This window comes from Paenibacillus sp. 2KB_22 (assembly GCF_052115745.1).
In the GTDB taxonomy this organism is placed as follows: Bacteria; Bacillota; Bacilli; order Paenibacillales; family Paenibacillaceae; genus Paenibacillus.
Window position 1 is genome coordinate 1,521,570 of record NZ_JBFRHG010000001.1, and the last position, 20,287, is coordinate 1,541,856.

18 protein-coding genes and 1 tRNA gene are annotated in these 20,287 nt (G+C 45.4%); 7 read left to right on the forward strand and 12 right to left on the reverse strand.

Going from position 1 to position 20,287, the window contains the following annotated elements; all coding sequences use genetic code 11:
• Positions 1-196: 196 nt before the first annotated feature.
• A complete protein-coding gene (locus AB4111_RS06540) occupies positions 197-1,345 on the reverse strand; it encodes a sn-glycerol-1-phosphate dehydrogenase (RefSeq protein WP_442030896.1) in 1,149 nt (382 codons plus the stop codon).
• 158 nt (positions 1,346-1,503) lie between these two features.
• On the opposite strand from AB4111_RS06540, the gene AB4111_RS06545 reads away from it, so the two are divergent.
• Entirely contained in the window at positions 1,504-1,689 is a 186-nt protein-coding gene (locus AB4111_RS06545; RefSeq protein ID WP_442030897.1) for a hypothetical protein, read from the forward strand.
• Positions 1,690-1,791: 102 nt separating this feature from the next.
• Here AB4111_RS06545 and AB4111_RS06550 read toward each other — a convergent pair.
• Positions 1,792-1,876, reverse strand: a tRNA-Leu gene (locus AB4111_RS06550).
• Positions 1,877-2,098: 222 nt separating this feature from the next.
• Between AB4111_RS06550 and AB4111_RS06555 the strand changes: the two genes are divergently transcribed.
• From AB4111_RS06555 to AB4111_RS06565, 3 genes are all read left to right on the forward strand, one after another.
• Entirely contained in the window at positions 2,099-3,091 is a 993-nt protein-coding gene (locus AB4111_RS06555; RefSeq protein WP_442030898.1) for a Gfo/Idh/MocA family protein, read from the forward strand.
• Between the two features lie 54 nt (positions 3,092-3,145).
• Positions 3,146-3,541, forward strand: coding sequence for a DoxX family protein (locus AB4111_RS06560; RefSeq protein WP_442030899.1), 396 nt, complete (start codon positions 3,146-3,148; stop codon positions 3,539-3,541).
• Positions 3,542-3,762: 221 nt separating this feature from the next.
• On the forward strand, positions 3,763-4,125 hold the full coding sequence (locus AB4111_RS06565; protein ID WP_442030900.1) for a winged helix-turn-helix transcriptional regulator: 363 nt from the start codon (positions 3,763-3,765) through the stop codon (positions 4,123-4,125).
• A gap of 51 nt (positions 4,126-4,176) precedes the next feature.
• On the opposite strand, the gene AB4111_RS06570 is transcribed toward AB4111_RS06565, so the two are convergent.
• From AB4111_RS06570 to AB4111_RS06595, 6 genes are all read right to left on the reverse strand, one after another.
• Positions 4,177-5,793 (reverse strand): sensor domain-containing diguanylate cyclase, encoded by a 1,617-nt coding sequence (locus AB4111_RS06570; RefSeq protein ID WP_442030901.1) that lies wholly within the window; start codon positions 5,791-5,793, stop codon positions 4,177-4,179.
• A gap of 158 nt (positions 5,794-5,951) precedes the next feature.
• Positions 5,952-6,695, reverse strand: a complete 744-nt coding sequence (locus AB4111_RS06575; RefSeq protein ID WP_442030902.1) for a spermidine synthase — start codon at positions 6,693-6,695, stop codon at positions 5,952-5,954.
• Between the two features lie 161 nt (positions 6,696-6,856).
• A complete protein-coding gene (locus AB4111_RS06580) occupies positions 6,857-7,759 on the reverse strand; it encodes a LysR family transcriptional regulator (protein WP_091017588.1) in 903 nt (300 codons plus the stop codon).
• A gap of 4 nt (positions 7,760-7,763) precedes the next feature.
• A complete protein-coding gene (locus AB4111_RS06585; protein WP_179198561.1) occupies positions 7,764-8,447 on the reverse strand; it encodes a DUF1266 domain-containing protein in 684 nt (227 codons plus the stop codon).
• Positions 8,431-11,034 (reverse strand): tetratricopeptide repeat protein, encoded by a 2,604-nt coding sequence (locus tag AB4111_RS06590; protein ID WP_442030903.1) that lies wholly within the window; start codon positions 11,032-11,034, stop codon positions 8,431-8,433. The genes AB4111_RS06585 and AB4111_RS06590 overlap by 17 nt, the downstream gene beginning before the upstream one ends.
• A 244-nt stretch (positions 11,035-11,278) precedes the next feature.
• Positions 11,279-11,716 carry a MerR family transcriptional regulator gene (locus tag AB4111_RS06595; RefSeq protein ID WP_442030904.1) on the reverse strand — a complete coding sequence of 146 codons (438 nt, stop codon included), beginning with the start codon at positions 11,714-11,716 and terminating at the stop codon, positions 11,279-11,281.
• 165 nt (positions 11,717-11,881) lie between these two features.
• On the opposite strand from AB4111_RS06595, the gene AB4111_RS06600 reads away from it, so the two are divergent.
• The 3 genes from AB4111_RS06600 to AB4111_RS06610 all read left to right on the forward strand — a co-directional run bounded on the left by AB4111_RS06600 (position 11,882) and on the right by AB4111_RS06610 (position 15,396).
• Entirely contained in the window at positions 11,882-12,760 is an 879-nt protein-coding gene (locus AB4111_RS06600; protein WP_442030905.1) for an SDR family NAD(P)-dependent oxidoreductase, read from the forward strand.
• Positions 12,761-13,014: 254 nt separating this feature from the next.
• Complete coding sequence (locus AB4111_RS06605; protein WP_442030906.1) at positions 13,015-14,178, forward strand: oxalate decarboxylase family bicupin; 1,164 nt, start codon at positions 13,015-13,017, stop codon at positions 14,176-14,178.
• Positions 14,179-14,256: 78 nt separating this feature from the next.
• Positions 14,257-15,396, forward strand: a complete 1,140-nt coding sequence (locus AB4111_RS06610; RefSeq protein WP_253433169.1) for a zinc-dependent alcohol dehydrogenase — start codon at positions 14,257-14,259, stop codon at positions 15,394-15,396.
• A 143-nt stretch (positions 15,397-15,539) separates the two neighbouring features.
• Here the strand turns inward: AB4111_RS06610 and AB4111_RS06615 are convergent, their stop codons facing one another.
• From AB4111_RS06615 to AB4111_RS06630, 4 genes are all read right to left on the reverse strand, one after another.
• A complete protein-coding gene (locus AB4111_RS06615) occupies positions 15,540-16,328 on the reverse strand; it encodes a class I SAM-dependent methyltransferase (RefSeq protein WP_442030907.1) in 789 nt (262 codons plus the stop codon).
• A 203-nt stretch (positions 16,329-16,531) separates the two neighbouring features.
• The gene (locus AB4111_RS06620) at positions 16,532-18,499 is read right to left on the reverse strand and encodes a PTS fructose transporter subunit IIABC (RefSeq protein WP_442030908.1); all 1,968 of its coding nucleotides are present in this window, start codon (positions 18,497-18,499) and stop codon (positions 16,532-16,534) included.
• Positions 18,500-18,595: 96 nt separating this feature from the next.
• Positions 18,596-19,507 carry a 1-phosphofructokinase gene (gene pfkB / locus AB4111_RS06625; RefSeq protein ID WP_442030909.1) on the reverse strand — a complete coding sequence of 304 codons (912 nt, stop codon included), beginning with the start codon at positions 19,505-19,507 and terminating at the stop codon, positions 18,596-18,598.
• Between the two features lie 2 nt (positions 19,508-19,509).
• Complete coding sequence (locus AB4111_RS06630) at positions 19,510-20,256, reverse strand: DeoR/GlpR family DNA-binding transcription regulator (protein WP_342572478.1); 747 nt, start codon at positions 20,254-20,256, stop codon at positions 19,510-19,512.
• Positions 20,257-20,287 lie beyond the last annotated feature (31 nt).

Genomic DNA, 20,287 nt, shown 5'->3' on the forward strand with positions numbered 1-20,287 from the left:
TCCAGGAGGCCAGAGCCTTTTTAAAATGAAACATATCCCTCTTCTCTCCCGACCTTGAAACAGCCTCCTGGCTCTTCCGTCAACAACGTCAGGTAAATCCCCCTTCTCTGCTTTCTAATCCCAATCAAGGCCATTTTAGCGCTCTAGAAGCTAAGTTTACACAATCTTGGAGACCGAACCTCCTTAAAAGTCACCTTTACCTCGTGTTTAACACTTCATTGATGTACTTCAATCCGGTATATCGAGGACGAAGTGTATGCGCGGTGGTAAACGCATGTTCCACCATCTCCGGGGTTACACCAAGCTGTTCAGTAGTCACAGGTCCACCTACTTGCTCCAACCATGCGATGAGCTGAGCAGCCTCCGGCAATTGGTTATATATTCTAAACACTGGTTCATCTGATGTCTGTGCAAGTTCTTTATATTTCACCGTAAGCAATGCACAGGCTACGCCAACTTTGGCACCATGCAGCACCGGTCTTTCTCCCGCTTGCATGAGATCCATCTCCAAGATGTGGGACAGGTGATGCTCACCTCCGGATGCCGGACGGGAATGGTCAATGATCAGCATGGAGATGCCAGAAACAATTAATGCGTCCATTAATACAGCTACTCCCTCTGCTCGCCCCTCCGCAATAGCTTGTATATAATCAATGCAGGAATTCAGCGCTTCCTCTGTCATTCGATAAGCGACCGGACAGAACGGTTCTCCTCCCAGCTCACGAGAAACAATCCAGTCTGCAAGGGAAGTATATTTGCCAAGCATATCTCCGAATCCAGCAGCCGTCATCTCTTGGGGGGCTTGCTCCAGGATATTCATATCCGCAAAGATGGCCTCAGGCGGAACAGCCTGAAATGTCTGTTTGACGCCGCTTACAATTAAGGGTGCACCTGCAGAGGTAAATCCGTCCACTGAAGCCGCTGTCGGTATCGACAGAAAGGGCTTGTTCATTTTGGAACATACAAATCGCACCAGATCATGAATGGTGCCTGAGCCCACCGCAATGACAGCCTGACTTTCCAATTTCACACCCAACATGACCTGCACGATAGCTGCTTCATCCGCAATAATATCACCCGTACGATTCTCCGGCAGAGCGATCTCATCCACATGCATTCCCGCTTCTCGAATACTGTTCAGCACATCAGATCCAGCAGCCCGAAACGTATGTCGATCATAAACAACCGTAACATGATGGTACCCTTGTTCAGACAAATAACCCGGTAACCTCTGAATGGCCCCAGCTTCCAGATAAATGAGCATATCTACCATTCGGTGTTGATGACCGCAAGCGCACTGCTGTGCTTCCTCATTCCATGCTGCAATTCGTTCGTTCATATTCATTCGCTCTTACCCTCCCATATGAGATATCATGCATAATTAATGGGTTAAAACCACAAGATAAAAAAGGAAATAAAATGTGATGATTTTCCTGATCACACTTTACTTCCTGTACCCAATATTTGCAAATCCATATCTCACATTTCCAAGTAGGTGACACAATGAAATTAACCAAAGAATTAGGAATTTCGCTCGGATTTCTCGCCGGAACCACCTTTGGCAGTGGTATCGCTTTTTTGTTTCGTCTCCAGTCGGTTGAAGTTATTGCCAGTGTTACACTGTTCGGAATAGCAGGAGCTATCACCGGACTCATCATGGCAGTCATTTTGCGGCAGCGGCAGCACTAGAATGCCAGCAGCAAAATACTTGATTCACAATAATATAGTAAAAATAAAGAAAGGTTCGTGAATTGCATTAGAGCAACTCACGAACCTTTCTTTTTGATTTGATGCGGTCGAGAGGACTCGAACCTCCACGGGGGGTTAGCCCACACGGACCTGAACCGTGCGCGTCTGCCAATTCCGCCACGACCGCATAATATGTATCTCCTCATCCATCGATGAAAAGTGTTCCGGTGAAGCAATTCCTTGTTTTACCGTAATTCAGAGTATACATGCTGCAAAATAAAAATGCAACTTCTTTTTATCCATTCAGAAAAAGGACATATGTCCTTTTTTATCAACGTCAAACACCCTATCGTATTATTAAGCAAACAAACCACCAATACGAATGATACATTGAAGGAGAGATCTCATTTTGAAAACAACCCATCTGTGCTTTATCGGTGCCGGGTTTCATGCATCCACGAATATATATCCTTCTGTTGTTGAAGTCGGAGCGCAGATCCAGGCCATTGCCACTCGCAGTATGGAACGCTCCGAAGCAGCTCTGAAGCGATTTGGCAGCAATGGCAAAGCGTATGATAACGCTCAGCTCATGCTAGCGCAAGAAACCTGTGACGGAATCGTTGTCGTCGCCCAACCCATAGATCAGACTGCTCTTGTCCTTGAATGCATTCGGGCTGGCAAGAATGTATACGTGGACAAGCCACTTGGATGGAATGCTGCGGAAGCCTCCACTGTAGCAGAAGCTGCCGAGCAGGCTGGCGTCGTTGTCATGGTCGGTTTTATGAAACGTTATGCTCCGGTATACATGAAGCTTAAGGAGCTCATTGATGGGGGTTCGCTAGGTAAGGTGCGTTCATTCCAGATGAAATTCGCTGTAGACAGTACCCCATTTTGCAAGGATGAGGAACAGTTCATGAAGCTCGCTGCCATTCATATGGTCGATCTGATGCGCTACTTATTCGGAGAAGCTATACGAGTTACAGGCACAACCGTGAAGGATGGGGAACATATTAATCAGAGCATTTCCTTTGTATTTGAGAATAACGTGGTAGGCAGTGCTTATTTTACCGGCATGAGTGCCTGGTCACGTGAGAGTGAAAGTGTGCTCATCACCTTCGACAATGGATTTGCGTCAGCTGAAGAGATCAACACACTTACTGTTCATCAATCCCGAAGCTCCACCAGCGTTGCCTGGAAATCTCTCGAGGAGCAAGATACTGTATATACACCTTCCGGATCTCCCATGTCAGGAGCTTATCGCGACCTTTATCTACGCGGTTTCGTTGGTGAAATGGCGCACTTCATCGCCTGTTGCCAGAACCAGACAGCCCCACATTCCAGCGCCAAGGATAATATTGCAACGATGGCTCTATGTGACTCCATTCTATCGTCACTGAAGTAGCGTATATACGCTCATCATTATACTTTATACATCCAGAGAAGAGGAAATCATCTCATGTTGGACACGGGTTTACTTATCATTCGTCTCGTTATCGGTTTTATTATGATCGGACATGCATGCAAGAAACTGTTTGGCTGGTTTGGTGGTGAGGGTGTATCAGGGACAGCTGAATTTTTCGGAGCAATTGGCCTGAAACCCGCTAGAGCCTTGGCCGTGTGCGCCGGACTTGCTGAATTGATTGGTGGATTCCTGTTTGGAGTCGGTCTATGGATTATCGTTGGAGCCATTCTGCTCATGCTTCCGATGGTTGTAGCCGTAGCCAAGGTTCACGCAGATAAAGGTCTATGGAATCTGAACGGAGGATTCGAATATAACCTTGTGATGATCGGATCATTACTTGGTGTTGCTCTCGCTGGAGCCGGTGCATATTCCCTCGACGCCCTGATATAGTGTACAAAATTCATCCCATTTATTGAGCCTCCATGTTTCGCAAGACGAAACTGGGGCTCTTTTTTCTTATAAACATCTTCACATCTGCCTGCGCCTAGGATTAGGGTTTATAATATGCATCATAAGTGATATGCTCTTTCATGAACTATACGTACGTTATGTAATGTAACCATCCAAATAGATACTATAGAAAATCACCGTAAAGTGGAGGTGCACTTATAATGAAAAAAGATGCAATCAAGCCATGTCCAACGCCATACGGCTGTTCCGTGGAAGTTACTCTTAGTGTGATCGGAGGCAAATGGAAAGGCGCCATTCTGTATCATTTATTCTCCGGTCCGTTGAGATTTAATGAACTCCGCAAATTGTTTCCTGAAATCACCCAGCGTATGCTCACCCTGCAACTTCGAGAGTTGGAAAGTAGTGGAATTGTTCATCGTGAAATATACCCCCAGATCCCACCTAAAGTGGAGTATTCCCTCACGCCGTTTGGAGAAACGCTAAGGCCAATCATTTTCAGCATGAGAGATTGGGGAGAAACGTATACCAATGAGGTTCTGGCCAGATCCTCACAAGAGGTATAGAAGACAAGACAAAAGAAGCTGATCCCTTGTTCCCAGGGATCAGCTTCTTGCTTATTTGATAACCGTCTGGATCGTAACCGTACGATTACGCCCCTCTTCCTTCGCTTGATACAATGCATTATCCGCCAAGTGAAACAGTTCTGTGGATGTTGTGGAGTGCTTCGGATATTCAGCAATTCCCGCTGAGATGGTAATGGAACGATCTATAGGCAATCTGCTTTCTTCGACCGTTATTCGGATACGTTCAGCAGTCTCAAAAGCCACGTTAGACTCGGAATGCCTTAACAAGACTACGAATTCCTCTCCACCAAATCGGGCGCAGACATCTTCTGGTCGAACAGACAATTGAATGATATTCGCAATGTGTTTTAGCACTTCATCCCCTGCATGATGACCGAATGTATCATTAATGGATTTGAAGCGGTCAATATCCAGAACAATAATGGAGAATGGCTCCTCATCCTGAATCCATTGCTGAATGACTTCTTCGAAGGTTCTGCGATTGTTCATACCTGTTAAAACATCTGTTCTGGCATCATAGACAAGCTGGTTCGTCTGTTTCCTAAAGTTTGCCAGTGCGCCAACAACGGCCCTTGTGAGAAGGTCTGCCTCTCTATTCCAGTGAGGCTTCATCACCGGCAGATCCACTTGTCCCTTATCGACCTGATTCACTAAATCAGCCAACATAGCAAAAGGACTGGCCAGCTTGCGCGCCACCCGAAGTACAATAAGAGTCAGAATCAGGAAAGGCACTGAAGTGTACAGCAACAACATGCGGATATGATGATTCAGCTGATCGTACACCGTCTTTGTTGGAGACACGACTACAACGCCCCAGCCTGTTGATGGAACTTTGTAATAACCCGCAAGAGAATCCACACCTGCCAGGTTTTTGTATTGTTCTTTACCATTCTCGTTTACGAGCAGCTTCTGCACCACTTCATTATTACTGATATTTTCACCAATTCGGTTGGTGTTTGGGTGAAATAACAAAGTGCCCTTTTTATCCACAATAAAAAAGTAGGAACCATTGCTTGTTTTGAGCTGACTGCCAAAAGACAAACTTAATATATTATCTTCCTGCAAAAAGATATTTCCACCAAGCGTTCCTTGGTACATCCCTGCTGAATCAAAGATCGGTTCACTGACAAATACAATTCTGCGTTTGGTTCTGGGTGTCTTGTACGCTTCGGAGATATATGAAGCCCTCAGTTTAACCGCTTCCTTTGCCGCATTGGAACTAACATGGTGACCTACGCTAGCCTGTGAATAAGGTGAGGTAGACCGAACTACTCCTGCTTTATTTACCAAAGAAACGGAATTAAAAAAATTGCTGCTATTGCGAACCAAATCCAATGTGGAATTTAATTCTTTGGTATTGGAGTGATCCATATCGGAAAAATATTGGGCTGCATATTTCAAGCTCCCTTGCATGGAATTAAAAAGCGAATCCATGGTTTGGCTCATTTGCACAGCGCTTGCATAATTTAGCGATAGGGTGTTATCAATGAGTGACTGTTTCTGAGATGTATAAGATGAGATAACCATGATGGTCAATGTCATTAAGACTGAAATGGTGACCAACCCACCGAGTAAAGCCGTAAGGCTAATCTTCTTGATGTTTTTTATATTTCTTCGTAATTTGGATCTCTTGAACTGTGCAATCATTATTTACTTCCCCCGGATTTTCATGAAAAGCATATTCCCTCTATCTTATATGAAAGTTATTAAGATCAAATAAAGAGTTTGTGAAATCTTAACAATTACATCGTAAGATTGACAATTTAATGACATTTTACTCTCCTTGGAAGAATCACTGTTCAGGTTTAACCTGGATCAACGATGACATATCCTTCTTCTGGCTCCTGCTCAACAAACCCCGCCATATGGCGAATCTGAAATTCGATCGGATGATGACTGCCCATTAAAATACGATTTTGAATTTCATCCGCTGTATCTGTTGGCAATGCGAATGCACGTGTATAAGCAAACTGCGACTGAAGTGTTGTATAGATGGCACTTACAAGTCGGTCGTTTCCAGCACGCCCAAACACATTCAGAAGTACTGCTCCACCCGAGTTCAGCTTGTCCCTGACCAGGGCAAAAAAATCACTGGATATAAATTGTTCAGGTGTCCCCGTTGCGGTAAACGCATCAACAATAATATAATCATATGTCCCTGCAGGTTCCTGCCCTAGTAATTCACGCCCATCCCCAATGAGTACAGGACTTCCCTCATATCCAAAAAAGGTTTGGCTCAACTCCGCGACCTCTGCGTCCAGCTCAGCCACTTTTACCTGACGATCAGACAAGTAGGTTGGCAATGTGCCAATACCATGTCCTACCACAAATACCTTCTCAAATTCAGGATGATTCTGTTCCATTAGATGTACCATCGCTCTTGGATACTCCAACACCATTCGGGCAGGCTCATCCAGATCCATTGCGCCCTGCACAGCTGCGTTGGAGAACTCCAATACCCTAAATCGCCCCTTCTCTCCATAGAGCTTTTTTGTATCATATACCGTCAGCTCATGCTGTTCGCTTTTATTTCGATACAGAACTCTCACTAACCGTTCTCCCTTCGTGCTTTTCACACCTATTCGACATATACCTTCATTCTATTACACGGGATGACAACATACCACCCTATACTTGAGTGATCGTAGCAGAACAAAAAAAACCGTTTCCGATTATACGGAAACGACTTTTGACGAACCTTTTAACATAATTAAGACCCTATGGCCTCATGCAGAGCCTGGACATATTCTACGCCCAGATTGGAGAGAGAAGTGCTCTTATGGCTTATCCAGCCCACATTAATGGTCTCCTCGCATTCCAACGGTACAGGAATAATCTCGTTTCCGTTCAGATCAGCGCTAAGTACGCCCGTAGAGATCGTATAACCATTCAGACCAATCAACAGGTTAAACAATGTTGCGCGGTCATTGACCTGTATGCTTTTGGGGTGAGATAACGTACTCAGGATCTCTTCGGAAAAATGAAAGGAATTGTACTCTCCCTGGTCAAATGACAGGTACGGATAATCTTGCAATTGCTCAATCGCGACCGACTCCTGCTTCGCCAGCGGGTTCTTCACACTGATAAAGATATGGGGCTTCGCTGTGAACAAGCTTGTGAAGACCAGACCTGCATCTTTTAACAATTTGTTAATCACCTTGGCATTGAATTCATTCAAATACAGGATGCCAATTTCACTACGCAGGCTTTTCACATCCTGAATAATTTCGTAGGTCTTTGTCTCCCGAAGTGCCAACTCATATTCATCCTGACCATACTGCTGGACCAGACGAACAAAGGCATTCACCGCAAACGCATAATGCTGTGTCGATACAGAGAAATGCTGCGGAGATGGCTTGGCGTTCAGATAACGATTTTCCAGCAACTCAGCTTGTTCTACCACCTGACGTGCGTAGCTTAGAAACTCAACGCCTTCTTTAGACAGAGATATTCCCTTATTGGTACGTTCAAAAATGGTGATTCGCAACTCCTGCTCCAGATCCCGGATGGCATTGGACAGGCTGGGTTGCGAGATAAACAGGCGTTTGGCCGCTTCATTCATAGAGCCGCGTGTGGCAACTTCAATTACATATTTTAATTGTTGTAGGGTCAAGGTCTTATCCCTCTCTTTCTGGTTCAACAGGCAGACCAACAGTTGCTTCTTCCCACGGAAGTACATTCCATGGACTGTCTGCCCGTTCGAACAAATGCTCTACAAGCGAAAAGTGCTCCAGGGCTGACTCCGTCTCCAATTCTTCATACCCATACTGACGTCCTATGAGGTAGGCAAGTCCGAATTCCGTCCAACTTGAATACGCTTTTTGAATTCGCTGCGCCATTTCATACATAAAAGTCCATGCTGTCTTCTCATCTACATAACCGACCTGCATCGCCATCCGTGTAATTGATATGGCTCTTCCCCAGTCCCAGGCGCTGATGCTTGCCGCATTCAGGCGACTGTCATAGAGTTGGATGGCCCTCAATTGGGTTCTGATCGTCTCATCCTCCAAACCAAGGATGTAGTTTTCCTGCTCCTGATGAGTCATTACAGACAATAACGCCCTACGTTGATCAAATTTATCATGGTGCCCGCTTCCTTCTCGAAAACTTTCCATTTGCTGATGAAATGACTGCTCGTCCCGAATACTCCATGCTCGACCAAACATTTCAATGATGCCTTCCCTTTTCCCATCCAATCGTTCAATATCATACCCTGTGGCGAATTCCAAAGCATTCGCCTCAAGTAAAATAGCTCCCGCTGCCAATGTCCACTGTTGTCTTGCATCAAGCAAAGAATACATCGTTGAATACCTCCACGTTATAATACGGTCTGAGCTCTTCATCATTCAAAAGATCAGGGAATTGAAGTGGTACCGTTTGTTTCAATCCCATCTGGAATATATTGAACTTCAGCTTATTAAACCAGGCTCCCCGTTGACTCAGACGCTCTTCCATATCCTGCAGACGTGCAAGGTAATCCGGATGATCAGGCCGGTCTGCCACAGCCTCTCTGGCATACACAAGTGCCAACTCTCCTTGACCAAGATGCATATAGGATAAACTCAGTAAACTGCATGTATCCCCCCGCAAACCAAACTCGTAAGCTCGGGTCAACATTTTGCGAGCGACATCGTATTTACGTGCCTGATATAGATGTAAGCCCCCATAATAATAGCTGTAACCATCAATCTTGGCAGGTTCTACTGTTTTATAATAATGCACCATAGCGCTGTCCAACGCATCCCACTGCTTGAGTTCGGCAAAGATGCGAATCATCTGTAAAAGCGCCCACGGATTATTAGGCTCGTGATCCTGAATCTTCAGAATCCATTTTGCTGCCTCCTCAAACTTACGATCCGCAAGGAGGCAAACAGCAATCATTTTTGTTAATAAAGAAACCTCCGGTATCTTTTTGTGAAGCGCTAAGAAGAAATCATGAGCAGTGGTCCAGTTCTTTCTATCAAAATGGAGATCCGCTGCTGCACCAAGAGCTTCATTTTGATACGCAGTGTCCCCAGTCTCCAAATATTGTTCAATGGTAGACAATGCAAGATCAATCTTGGCTTGTCCTCTGTAGGCTGTAAATAGATGATAAAGTGTGCTCGGATAACTCTCGATACGTAAACAAGCTTGGAAACACTGAACAGCATCCTCGAATCGCTCTACATTCATATACGAGATGCCAAGGTAGTGATAGAGATCAGCACTTTCATTACCTTCATTCATATAAGTCTCAAAGCACGTTATAGCCTTATCATACTTTTCTAAATTATAGTAACTGAAAGCTAATCCAAATTCGTAGCCTGCGCCCCCATTTAATGTTTTTGCCTGCAAATAGTTCAAGATCGCCTGTTCATATTCTTCAAACATACGATAGGATTCCCCGAGATAAAAATAAACTCCCGGCTCTTCTGCCATGTGTTCTTTCAGAATAAGACCGTCTGAGATTACTGCCTCATAATGATCTAGATTATAATTGACCTTTATGCGTAAGTACAAAGCCTCTTGGTGAACAAAGACCTCTTCTTTAGCCCTTGTGACAGACTGATTAAGGTAGTGTAAAGCAAGTTTTAGATCAACATCGTATGCCATTTGAGCAGCCAAAAACCAAGCATTACTGCTTAACAGTACTTCTGATCCAAATCCTTCAACCATGGATATTACCTTGTCTGATTGTTTCCTTATACGGTAAAGCCCAATCAGTTCCTCGATCTGTTCCGTTCCAGGAGGGTTGTCATTTTGAAGCTCCTCTTCCAAAATCGTCATGCGTTCTTGCTCATATTCATGCCGTACATGCCATAGACGAGTTCGTAGTTCCAAGTCCGCTGGGAATCGTTCTAACGCTGCCTCATATACGGCTATGGCTTCATTATTTCTACCCAACTGGATTAGACACTGCGCTGCAGATGATAAAGCAGGACTATAGATCATCGCTTCAGTTGCCTCCGACAACTGCATGTTGATGGATAACGCTTCTTCCACATGTCCACACTTCAGTAACATGTCTGCCAAGTGACGGAGAATTTGAGGCTCATTCGATAGTATAACTGCAAGCCTGGAGTACATGTGGAGCGCAGTCTCCCAATCCTCAACGTTCATCGAATATAACGCAATCAAGCGCAGTAACACAGGGTCTTGTTCATACATGGCGTAAGCTTTGCCCAACATCTCGTGCGCTGTGTCCAAGTCTTGATGAATGAGTGCACGTCTTGCGAATTCACGAAAATATAAATAATCGTCGATCTCCAAACCAGCTGCTGCCGCTTGGTGTAAATATTCAAGCTGCAAATCATATAAACTTTGACTTTGGTAACGAATGTGATTTAGAAACGAGGAAGAAAATCGCTCGCTTAACTCCAGTTCATTGTCCATCCAGCCAAACGTATCATCTAATAATTTCCAAACCATACCAGGCAGCCAGCTTCGTTCTTCCAAAACATCTAACAATTCGCTGTGTAGTCTTTCCCGAACCTGAATGCTCCAGAATTGCTCATCCTCTACAAGGTTCACCCATAGATCGTAACGAATGCGTGAGTCAAAATCTTCATACAGTCTAATCGTTCTCTCCAGAAAATGATTTACAGCTTCACGCAGCGGGTCTTCCCACTGTGGAGGAGTTATATGTAAGTCTTCGATATGTATACCTTGAGCTAAATCCTGCGTATCTTCCGTGAAGTGGTGAGTAGGATCATCATCAGACTCAACATGTATCGGTTGAATTGAACCTGTTGACGCAATCTCTCTAGCTTGCTCGTAAGCTGCTCTAAGTTCCTTGAAACCTTCAGGATTCTCTTCTGGATGATTTTGTTTTAACCGTAATGAATAAGCCCGTCTAATCGCATTTAAATCTTCAGTAGGCTCTATACCAAGTATTCCCCAGTAATCCATGCTGTCGTTCCTCTCTTATCTGGAATTCTTCTCAATCTGCAGATGTGGTTGCTATCAAAAAAATGTAACATTGCTCTTTAATATATCATATCCCTGCTTCATTAAGCTTCTTTTCAAACAACCCTCTCCGTAAAAAGTGATATCTAATAACCCGGCCATACACTCGATAATAAATGCTAGAAACAGCAAAAAGACCCGCGTCATCATGACGTGGGTTTTCGGATTCAAACAGGTAACAGCGCCATCAAGAGAATATGTTCTGTTTTTCAAAAACAGACATCTGGTTCTCCCCGGTAATGGGACATTCATCAGGGTACATACTTCGTTTATCCAACTTCTCATCGATAAAATCAACGACCTGCTGTAGCGAAGCAATCTGTGCTTCAACTTTCTTCCGGTGATTCACCAGCATCTCCCGTTCATCCGGGAAATCTGCGAGATCCGAATCCATGGACATTTGGAGATAGGGCTTCATTTCTTCCAAAGACATGCCTGTTTTTTTCAGACAAGTGATCAACTTCATCGTATGGATGTCCTCCGAGCGGTATACCCGATGGCGATTGGCCTTGCGTTCAGCTCGGGGAAGCAGCCCAATCTTCTCATAATAACGAATTGTATCTTCTGATAATCCGGCCTGTTCTGACGTTTCTTTGATGGAGAACAATACATTGTCGCTCATCATATGGGCCTCCTCCACATTCATTTCTCTCCATATTACAACTTGGAGTTGACTCCAAGTCAAGCATGATCCGTTGCAGCCCCCCTCTTGACTTGGAGTCGGCTCCAAGTTATAGAATGAGCGCATCATACAGATTCGTTCTGTAATCCCATTCTTCTGGAGGTATATATGAATAACCAAAATCAGCTTCGCACTGCTCTCATCACAGGCTCAACGTCAGGAATTGGTCTTGAACTGACACGCAAGTTGCTGGATGAAGGATGGCAGGTAATCGGTCTTAACCGGTCGGCTTTCCCATCCGAGGATACCGATATTCAGAACGCCGTACGTTCAGGCAAGCTTCGTTGGGTTCAGGCTAATCTGACCAACTACGATAGCCTGAGAACTGCACTGGATCAGATCAAATCCGATACCGATTCAATTGATATCTTGTTTAACAATGCCGGGGGTAGCGCTTCCGAGCTTCGTTTCTCTGATCAGGGGCATGAACTACACTTCGAACTTCAGACGGTAATCCCTTACATCATTTACATGGAATTAGTTGAACTATTGCTCAAAGGACAGATGAAAACAGTCGTCAATACTTCCACCACCGCGTTCAAAATGGTCAAACAATTTGATCTGAACATCTTGGAACGTCCAGCTGAATTCAAAAAGCTGTTTGGTCCCTATGCCATTTCAAAGCTCGGCTTATCTCTGTGGACACGCGAGGTTGCCAAATCTGCCAAGGCAGATGGTATACAACTGCTAAGCGTGGATCCCGGTGGAAATAATACGCTACGGGGCAACAAAACATCCGGTCTGCCCTTCTATATCAAACCCATTATGAAATGGTTCTTTCCCCATCCAAGTCATGGCGCTTCATTGCTTTACAGTGCGGCCCTATCACCCACCAGACATGAACCCGGTACATTTCTGGTGAAAAATAGAGCGGCAGCGCTTCGTTTTACAGAGCAAGGTCCTGCTGTTCTCCAGCGTGTAAACGAGATCTACGAGCAGCGTTTTCGTACAACGCAGTCTGGAAAGACCGCCTCTACCCCATCCTAATCGTGATGGACAGACCGCCGAACGGCTGATGAAAGAGCACCTGCAATCCGATCTGGAATTCTGCCTTCATTTGATTCGATAATCGGATTCATGGATTGTTCAACTTTCTCACATACGTATAAAGACGTGACCGCATGCGGTCACGTCTTTTTTTGTCGTTTGTCCCTCATATTATCCAGGCCCTGATTCATAGGTGTAAACATAACGATGCAATGTCGCGTGTGACATGTTATTGAATCTGGAGGGATCACTCAATGACCAAAGGACAGCAACCAAACGAAAAGCCGTTTATCATCCCGCAACCCATTCGCAGTGATGGCGCTGGTGGACCTGATCTGGGACCCAGAGACGTCATGAGAGATATACAAAACCCCGATATGCTGGTACCTCCGGCAACCGATAACGGGTTATTGCCCAATCTGAGAATGTCTTTTTCCGATACCCATATGCAATTGAACCATGGGGGTTGGTCCCGTGAAATCACCGTACGGGATCTCCCTATTGCCACTACACTGGCTGGTGTGAACATGAGCCTGACACCGGGAGGTGTACGGGAATTACACTGGCATCAACAATCCGAGTGGGCCTATATGATCTGGGGAACGGCAAGAATCACTTCTGTAGATCAGAACGGACGTAATTTTATTGCGGATGTCGGGCCCGGCGATCTTTGGTTTTTCCCCAAAGGTCTACCCCATTCCATTCAGGGACTGGAGGATGGTTGTGAATTTCTACTCGTGTTTGATGATGGGTCCTTCTCCGATCTAAATACGTTATCCATATCGGATTGGTTTGCCCATACACCACCAGAGGTATTGTCTGTCAATTTCGGCGTGCCCGAATCTGCTTTTCAGTCGATGCCGAAGGAACAGGTGTACATTTTCCAAGATACCGTCCCGGGTTCCATCGAGAGCCAGGAAGTTCAGTCGCCATATGGTACCGTTCCTCTCACATTCAAACACCGATTGCTGGCCCAGGAACCACTCATTACCCCCGGCGGAAGTGTCCGGATTGTCGACTCCACCAACTTCCCCATCTCAACTACCGTTGCAGCCGCACTTGTTGAGATCCGGCCTGGCGCCATGCGTGAACTGCACTGGCACCCTAATGCAGATGAATGGCAATATTATCTGACAGGACAAGGAAGAATGACCGTCTTTGGAGGTAACGGCATTGCACGCACCTTTGATTATCGCGCCGGTGATGTGGGATATGTTCCCGTCGCATTGGGACATTACATACAGAATACCGGTACCGACACCTTATGGTTTTTGGAGATATTTCGGAGTGATCGATTCGAGGATGTGTCACTGAATCAATGGATGGCGTTAACCCCTCGGGATCTGGTCCGTGACAACCTGAATGCACCGCCTGAGTTACTCGATGCCTTGCGTAAAGTGAAATGGCCTGTGGTTTAATTTAGTATGTTCCTCTATCATTTGTGCTGAAAAGGGGTAATTGTCAGAGAATCCCACTATACAAGGAGGAATATGAAGATGAGAGCCGTTACGTTTCAGGGAATGAAGGACATTCAAGTCAAAGAGGTTGAAGATCCCACACTGCAACAGAAGGATGATATTATCGTTCGTATTACTTCCACCGCCATATGTGGTTCCGATTTGCATATTTATCAGGGAGCTCTGCCTGCTGCCAAAGATTACGTTATCGGTCATGAACCGATGGGAATTGTAGAAGAAGTCGGTCCGGAAGTGACACGTGTGAAGAAGGGGGACCGGGTGGTCCTGCCTTTTAACATCGCTTGTGGTGAATGCTTCTATTGTAATCATGACATGGAGAGCCAGTGTGATAATTCCAATGGCAATCCGGATATTCATACAGGTGGTTATTTTGGATTCACCGAACGCTACGGCAACCACCCGGGAGGTCAGGCAGAATTATTGCGTGTCCCCTACGGGAACTTCACACCGTTTGTGATTCCGGAATCCTGTGAACTGGAAGATGAAGCTTTATTGTTTTTGTCGGATGTTCTTCCAACCGCTTACTGGAGTGTCGAGAATGCCGGAGTTAAACCGGGAGATACAGTCACTGTACTCGGTAGTGGCCCCATTGGGCTGATGACGCAAAAGTTCGCCTGGATGAAAGGTGCCAAACGCGTTATTGCTGTGGATCGGCTGCCCTATCGACTGGAGAAGGCCAAACGTTTGAACGATGCAGAAATTTTTAATTTTGAAGATTACGATGATATGGGTGAGCACATTCGTGAGATTACACAAGGCGGAACCGACGTTGTGATCGACTGTGTAGGTATGGATGGCAAAAAAACCACGCTGGAGGAAATTGGACAGAAGCTAAAACTTCATGGCGGTTCACTGAGTGCGATTGAAATCGGCATGAAAGCGATCCGCAAATTTGGTACACTCCAACTTACGGGTGTATATGGCTCTTCCTACAACATGTTTCCATTAGGCAATCTGTTTGAACGCAATATCAATCTCAAAATGGGACAAGCTCCTGTTATACATTATATGCCTGAGTTATTCCGTAAAATCACTGCTGGTGAGTTTGATCCGACCGAGATCATCTCGCATCGGATTCCACTGGAGAATGCAAGCGAAGCGTATCGCATTTTCAACGATCATGAAGACGAATGTACCAAGGTTATACTAAAACCCTGAACCTTCGCTTTGAGTATTATATGTGCCAAATAAAACAAGCAGATCTACCTGTTCAAGGTACTCTGCTTGTTTTATTTATTTTATTGTCATTCATCCTTGTACTCGTTCATAACCTGCTAACCTTAATGGTTTGCTCTATCGAATCAGACATGAGTCGGCTTAATCGCTTGGATGTATACACTTTCTCCTTGGAAGCTGTCGATCTTTCCGTTCTTTGTCACTTCAAAATCAAAAAATTTTCTGATGATGGACGGCGCGCTCAACATGCTTGCTTCAAGTTCATTTCTCTCCCGTTCCGGCAGTGCTGCACGGTTGCACCACTCTTCAAACTTAAAGCGCTTCTGGAAGGAAACCATCGTTTCCATTCGGAAGCCCGCATACTCCAGCATATGAATCCATTCCGTCTTGCGCCATGCTCGAACATGGCTTGCATCTCGGCACTTCTCCACTTCATTGTAAAACTGGTCATTCTCATCACGTTCAGGTGCCACGTTGTCAATCAATAACAACCTTCCACCGGGCTTCATGACTCGTAACGCCTCATGAACAAATGAAGAAACGTCCGGAAAATGGTGAGCAGCGATTCGACAGGTCACAAGGTCAAAGACATCATCATCGAATGGTAACTTCTCTGCATCCCCGGCTACAAAATCTACATTATCGTGTCCATTCCCCAGGATAAATTGTTCAGCGGCCTGCAGCATCTCCTTCGTTAAATCCAGAGCTGTCACCCGCTGAACAAGCGGAGCCAAAGCGTTGGCGACATGTCCTCCTCCAGTGGCGATATCCAGCACGTTCATATCTGGAGTCGTTTGAGATGAAGACACGAGCAACTCGAGATCCTCACCTTTAGCATGTCCGGTACTCGTCACATATTTTCCTGCGTTTTTCGCAAACTGCTTCTGCACCTGACTCTTGATTATATCAGACATTCGAATTCCTCCTGCACAAGTTTCATTAGATGAAACCATGTTTCATAATATAACTTCATTTTACCACATATTCGTAGGAATGCTAAATAAGCATTTTACACAAACGCAAATTCAGAGGCAACTTTCCATTGCCTGATGAAAAAGTTGAAACAAAAAAAACATCCCCCAGGTGAAGTCCACCCAGGAGATGTTTCTAATATTCCTTACTTCACAAGCGTTGGTGATTTCTTCCACAAGCCCAGAATCAGACCGGAGATCACCGCACCAATGGCAACGGCAAGCAGGAACAATATTGCGTGGTTCGCCAGTGCAGCAACAAAGATGCCGCCGTGCGGAGCTGGTACATTAATACTCCACAATTGTGTCAGTCCGCCCGCAACAGCAGAACCAATGATGCACGATGTCAATACACGAAGTGGATCAGCTGCTGCAAATGGAATTGCACCTTCCGTAATGAAAGACAATCCAAGCACATAGTTGGTCAAACCCGATTTGCGTTCTTGCTCCGTAAATTTGGATTTGAAGAACGTCGTTGCCAGGGCAATTGCCAGAGGAGGCGCCATACCACCTGCCATAACTGCTGCCATCCATGCACCGTCTGTGTTACCACTGGATGTGAATACCCCAATCGCGAACGTATATGCCGCTTTGTTGAACGGTCCGCCCATATCGATGGCCATCATGCCACCAAGTAACAAACCAAGCAATACTTTATTTCCTGTTCCCAGATTACCAAGTGCATCTACAAGCCATGTGTTCAGGGAACCAAAGATTGGATCGAAGACGTAGAAGCTGATTGCACCTACGATCAGCAAACCGAATACCGGATACAGCAAGATTGGTTTCAAGCCATCAATTGCTTTTGGCAGACCTTTCAATGCCTTACGAAGACCAATGACTACATAACCCGCCAAGAAACCGGCAGCCAGACCACCAAGGAAACCGGCGTTCGAGTTAACCGCCATCAATCCACCGACCATACCAGGCATCAGGGCTGGGCGATCACCAATACTCATCGCGATAAATCCGGCAAGGACCGGAATCAGGAAGTGGAATGCACCTGTTCCGCCACCGATCGTTTGAAGCAGTTGCACAATCGGATTATCAGGACTAGCAATCTGCTCGAACAAGAAGGAGATTGCGAGAAGGATACCGCCACCAACAACAAATGGCAGCATATGAGAGATACCATTCATCAGATCTTTATAGATTTTGCTACCTACGCTGATCTTGCCAGTGCTTGCTCCCTCTTCCTTGGTACCTCCGCCTTGACTGTGATAGATCGGTGCATCACCGTTAACAGCCTTGCGAATCAACTCTTCGGATTTGCGAATTCCATCGCTCACCGGTCTTTGTAGTACCGGTTTGCCATCGAAACGTGCCATCTCCACATTTTTGTCTGCGGCAACGATAACCCCTTTGGCGCGGGCAATCTCATCAGCCGTCAACACATTCTGTGCTCCTTCGGAACCGTTTGTCTCAACGCGAATGTTAATGCCCATTTCCTGAGCTTTCTTTTTAAGTGCATCTTCAGCCATGTAGGTATGCGCTATACCTGTCGGACAAGCTGTAACCGCAACAACAAAATCTTCCGAATTTTCATTACCTACAATGACACCAGAGGTATTCTGTTGCTGACCACTCGCAGAGCCGGATGTGGCATTTGCTGCTTTTTCCGCTTTTGCTTTCTCTTTGGCTGCTTCTTTTTCTGCTGCTTCCGCCTGTTTGGCATCAAACAATGCACTGACTTCGGCGGGTGTATCTGTACTCATCAACTGTGAGATGAAATCGCTATCAATCAACAACCTGGAAAGAGCTGCAAGCGTACGCAGATGGGTATTACCTGCGCCTTCTGGAGCGGCAATCATGAAGAACACATGAGCTGGTTGGTCATCCAACGCTTCAAAATCAAGTCCATTCTTGCTCTTGGCGAATACAACCGTTGGTTCATTCACTGCTGTTGTTTTGGCATGCGGCATCGCAATTCCGCCACCGATACCCGTGCTGGATTCAGCTTCTCTTTTATAGATCATTTCCTTGAACAGGACCGGATCATTAATACGTCCGCTTCGGTTCAGGCTTGCAATTAGTTCATCAATAGCCTCATCTTTGGTTGTGGCTTGCAGGTCCATGATCATCGTTTCCTGGATCATTAAGTCTGTTATTCTCATCTTGGTACACTCCCTTAAGTTCAGTCGGCCTGCATAGGCAGGCCTCACTACATTACAATTACATTTACAATGAAAACCTTTTATATGACCGTTAGACTAGATCGTCGTAATGGTTACTTGATTGCGTAATTCATCAATCAATTCACGTGTTGCCAGATCATCCGAGAAAGCCGTCGCGCTTCCAGATGCAACCCCTGTACGGAAAGCTTCCAGCAGATCGCCGCTCTGTACATAGGTACCTACGAATCCGCCAATCATGGAGTCACCGGCACCAACGGAGTTTTTCACAGTACCTTTTGGCACACTCGCATGATGAACTTCCGCTTGAGTAATGAACAGTGCACCCTCGCCTGCCATGGAGATCAATACATGTTTGGCTCCAGCTTCAAGCAACTTACGCCCGTATAAAATCAGTTCCTCGCGAGTCTCAATGGTTACACCGAACAGTTCGGCCAGTTCATGATGATTCGGCTTCACCAGCAATGGTGCATGTTCAAGAGCTTCCATTAACGCAGGGCCAGTTGTATCAATCACGAATTCAGCACCCGTTTGCTTGCAGACTTTAATGAGACGATCATAGAAATCTGTTCCAAGAGAAGGTGGTACGCTTCCGGAGAGAATGACGATATCTCCTTTTTCCAATGAAGACAATTTGTGAAGCAACTGCTCTGCCTCTTCTGCGCTTATCGCAGGTCCAAGACCATTAATCTCTGTCTCTTCTCCATGCTTCAGCTTGATGTTAATACGAGTATCGTCTGCAATTGTGACAAAGTCTGTCCGGATGTTATCTTCTTGCAGCTTGTCATTAATGAAACGTCCTGTGAATCCACCAAGGAAACCAATGGCCGTGTTATCTGCTCCAAGTTGATTCAGTATACGAGAGACATTAATACCTTTGCCTCCAGGGAGCTTCAAATCCCGATTCATTCGATTCAATCCACCAAGCTTCAGCTCATCAACTTCCACGATGTAATCAATGGACGGGTTAAGCGTTATTGTATATATCATCGTTATCCCTCAATTATTTTAGTTTTCTGGGCGATTCCAGGCCGCCAGTGTTCTGGCATCTGCTCGGTAATCAAATCAGCCTCCTCCAAATCAAACAATTTGGCAAAAGTAATTTCCCCTATTTTGCTGGAATCAGCCAGCACATAAGATTTTCCCGACAATTGATGTGCACGCCTTTTAATCAAGGCTTCCTCCGGATCCGGTGTTGTATACCCCATTTCGGGGTCTACGCCGTTGCTTCCAAGAAAACATTTATCAAAACGGAAGTTATCCATGTTCTGTAATGCGATACTGCCAATGACTGCTTTTGTATGAATTTTCATCATACCTCCAAGCAAATAACTACGAATACGCTTGCTTACCAAAGCTTCAACATGTGATAGTCCGTTGGTAACAACCGTTACGTCCTTCGCTTCAATAAAGGGAATCATGGCTAACGTTGTCGTTCCTGCATCCAGATAAATGCATTCGCCATTTTCGATCTCTTGTGCAGCCAAACGGGCAATCGTTGTTTTTTGTTGAATGTTTTTGAACGTTTTTTCTTCCATGCCCGGTTCCAGCGTTTTTTCGTTCACCAGTGCGGCACCGCCGTGGATGCGTTTGAGCATCTGACGACTCTCCAGATCGATCAAGTCACGCCTAATCGTTGATTCAGAAGCACCTAACACATCAACAAGCTCTTGCAATTTCACAATCCCCTGCACATGTAAGCGCTCTATAATTGCAGCATATCGTTCTTCAGTCAGCATCTTCATTCCTCCAACTGCTTCTATAGTATCA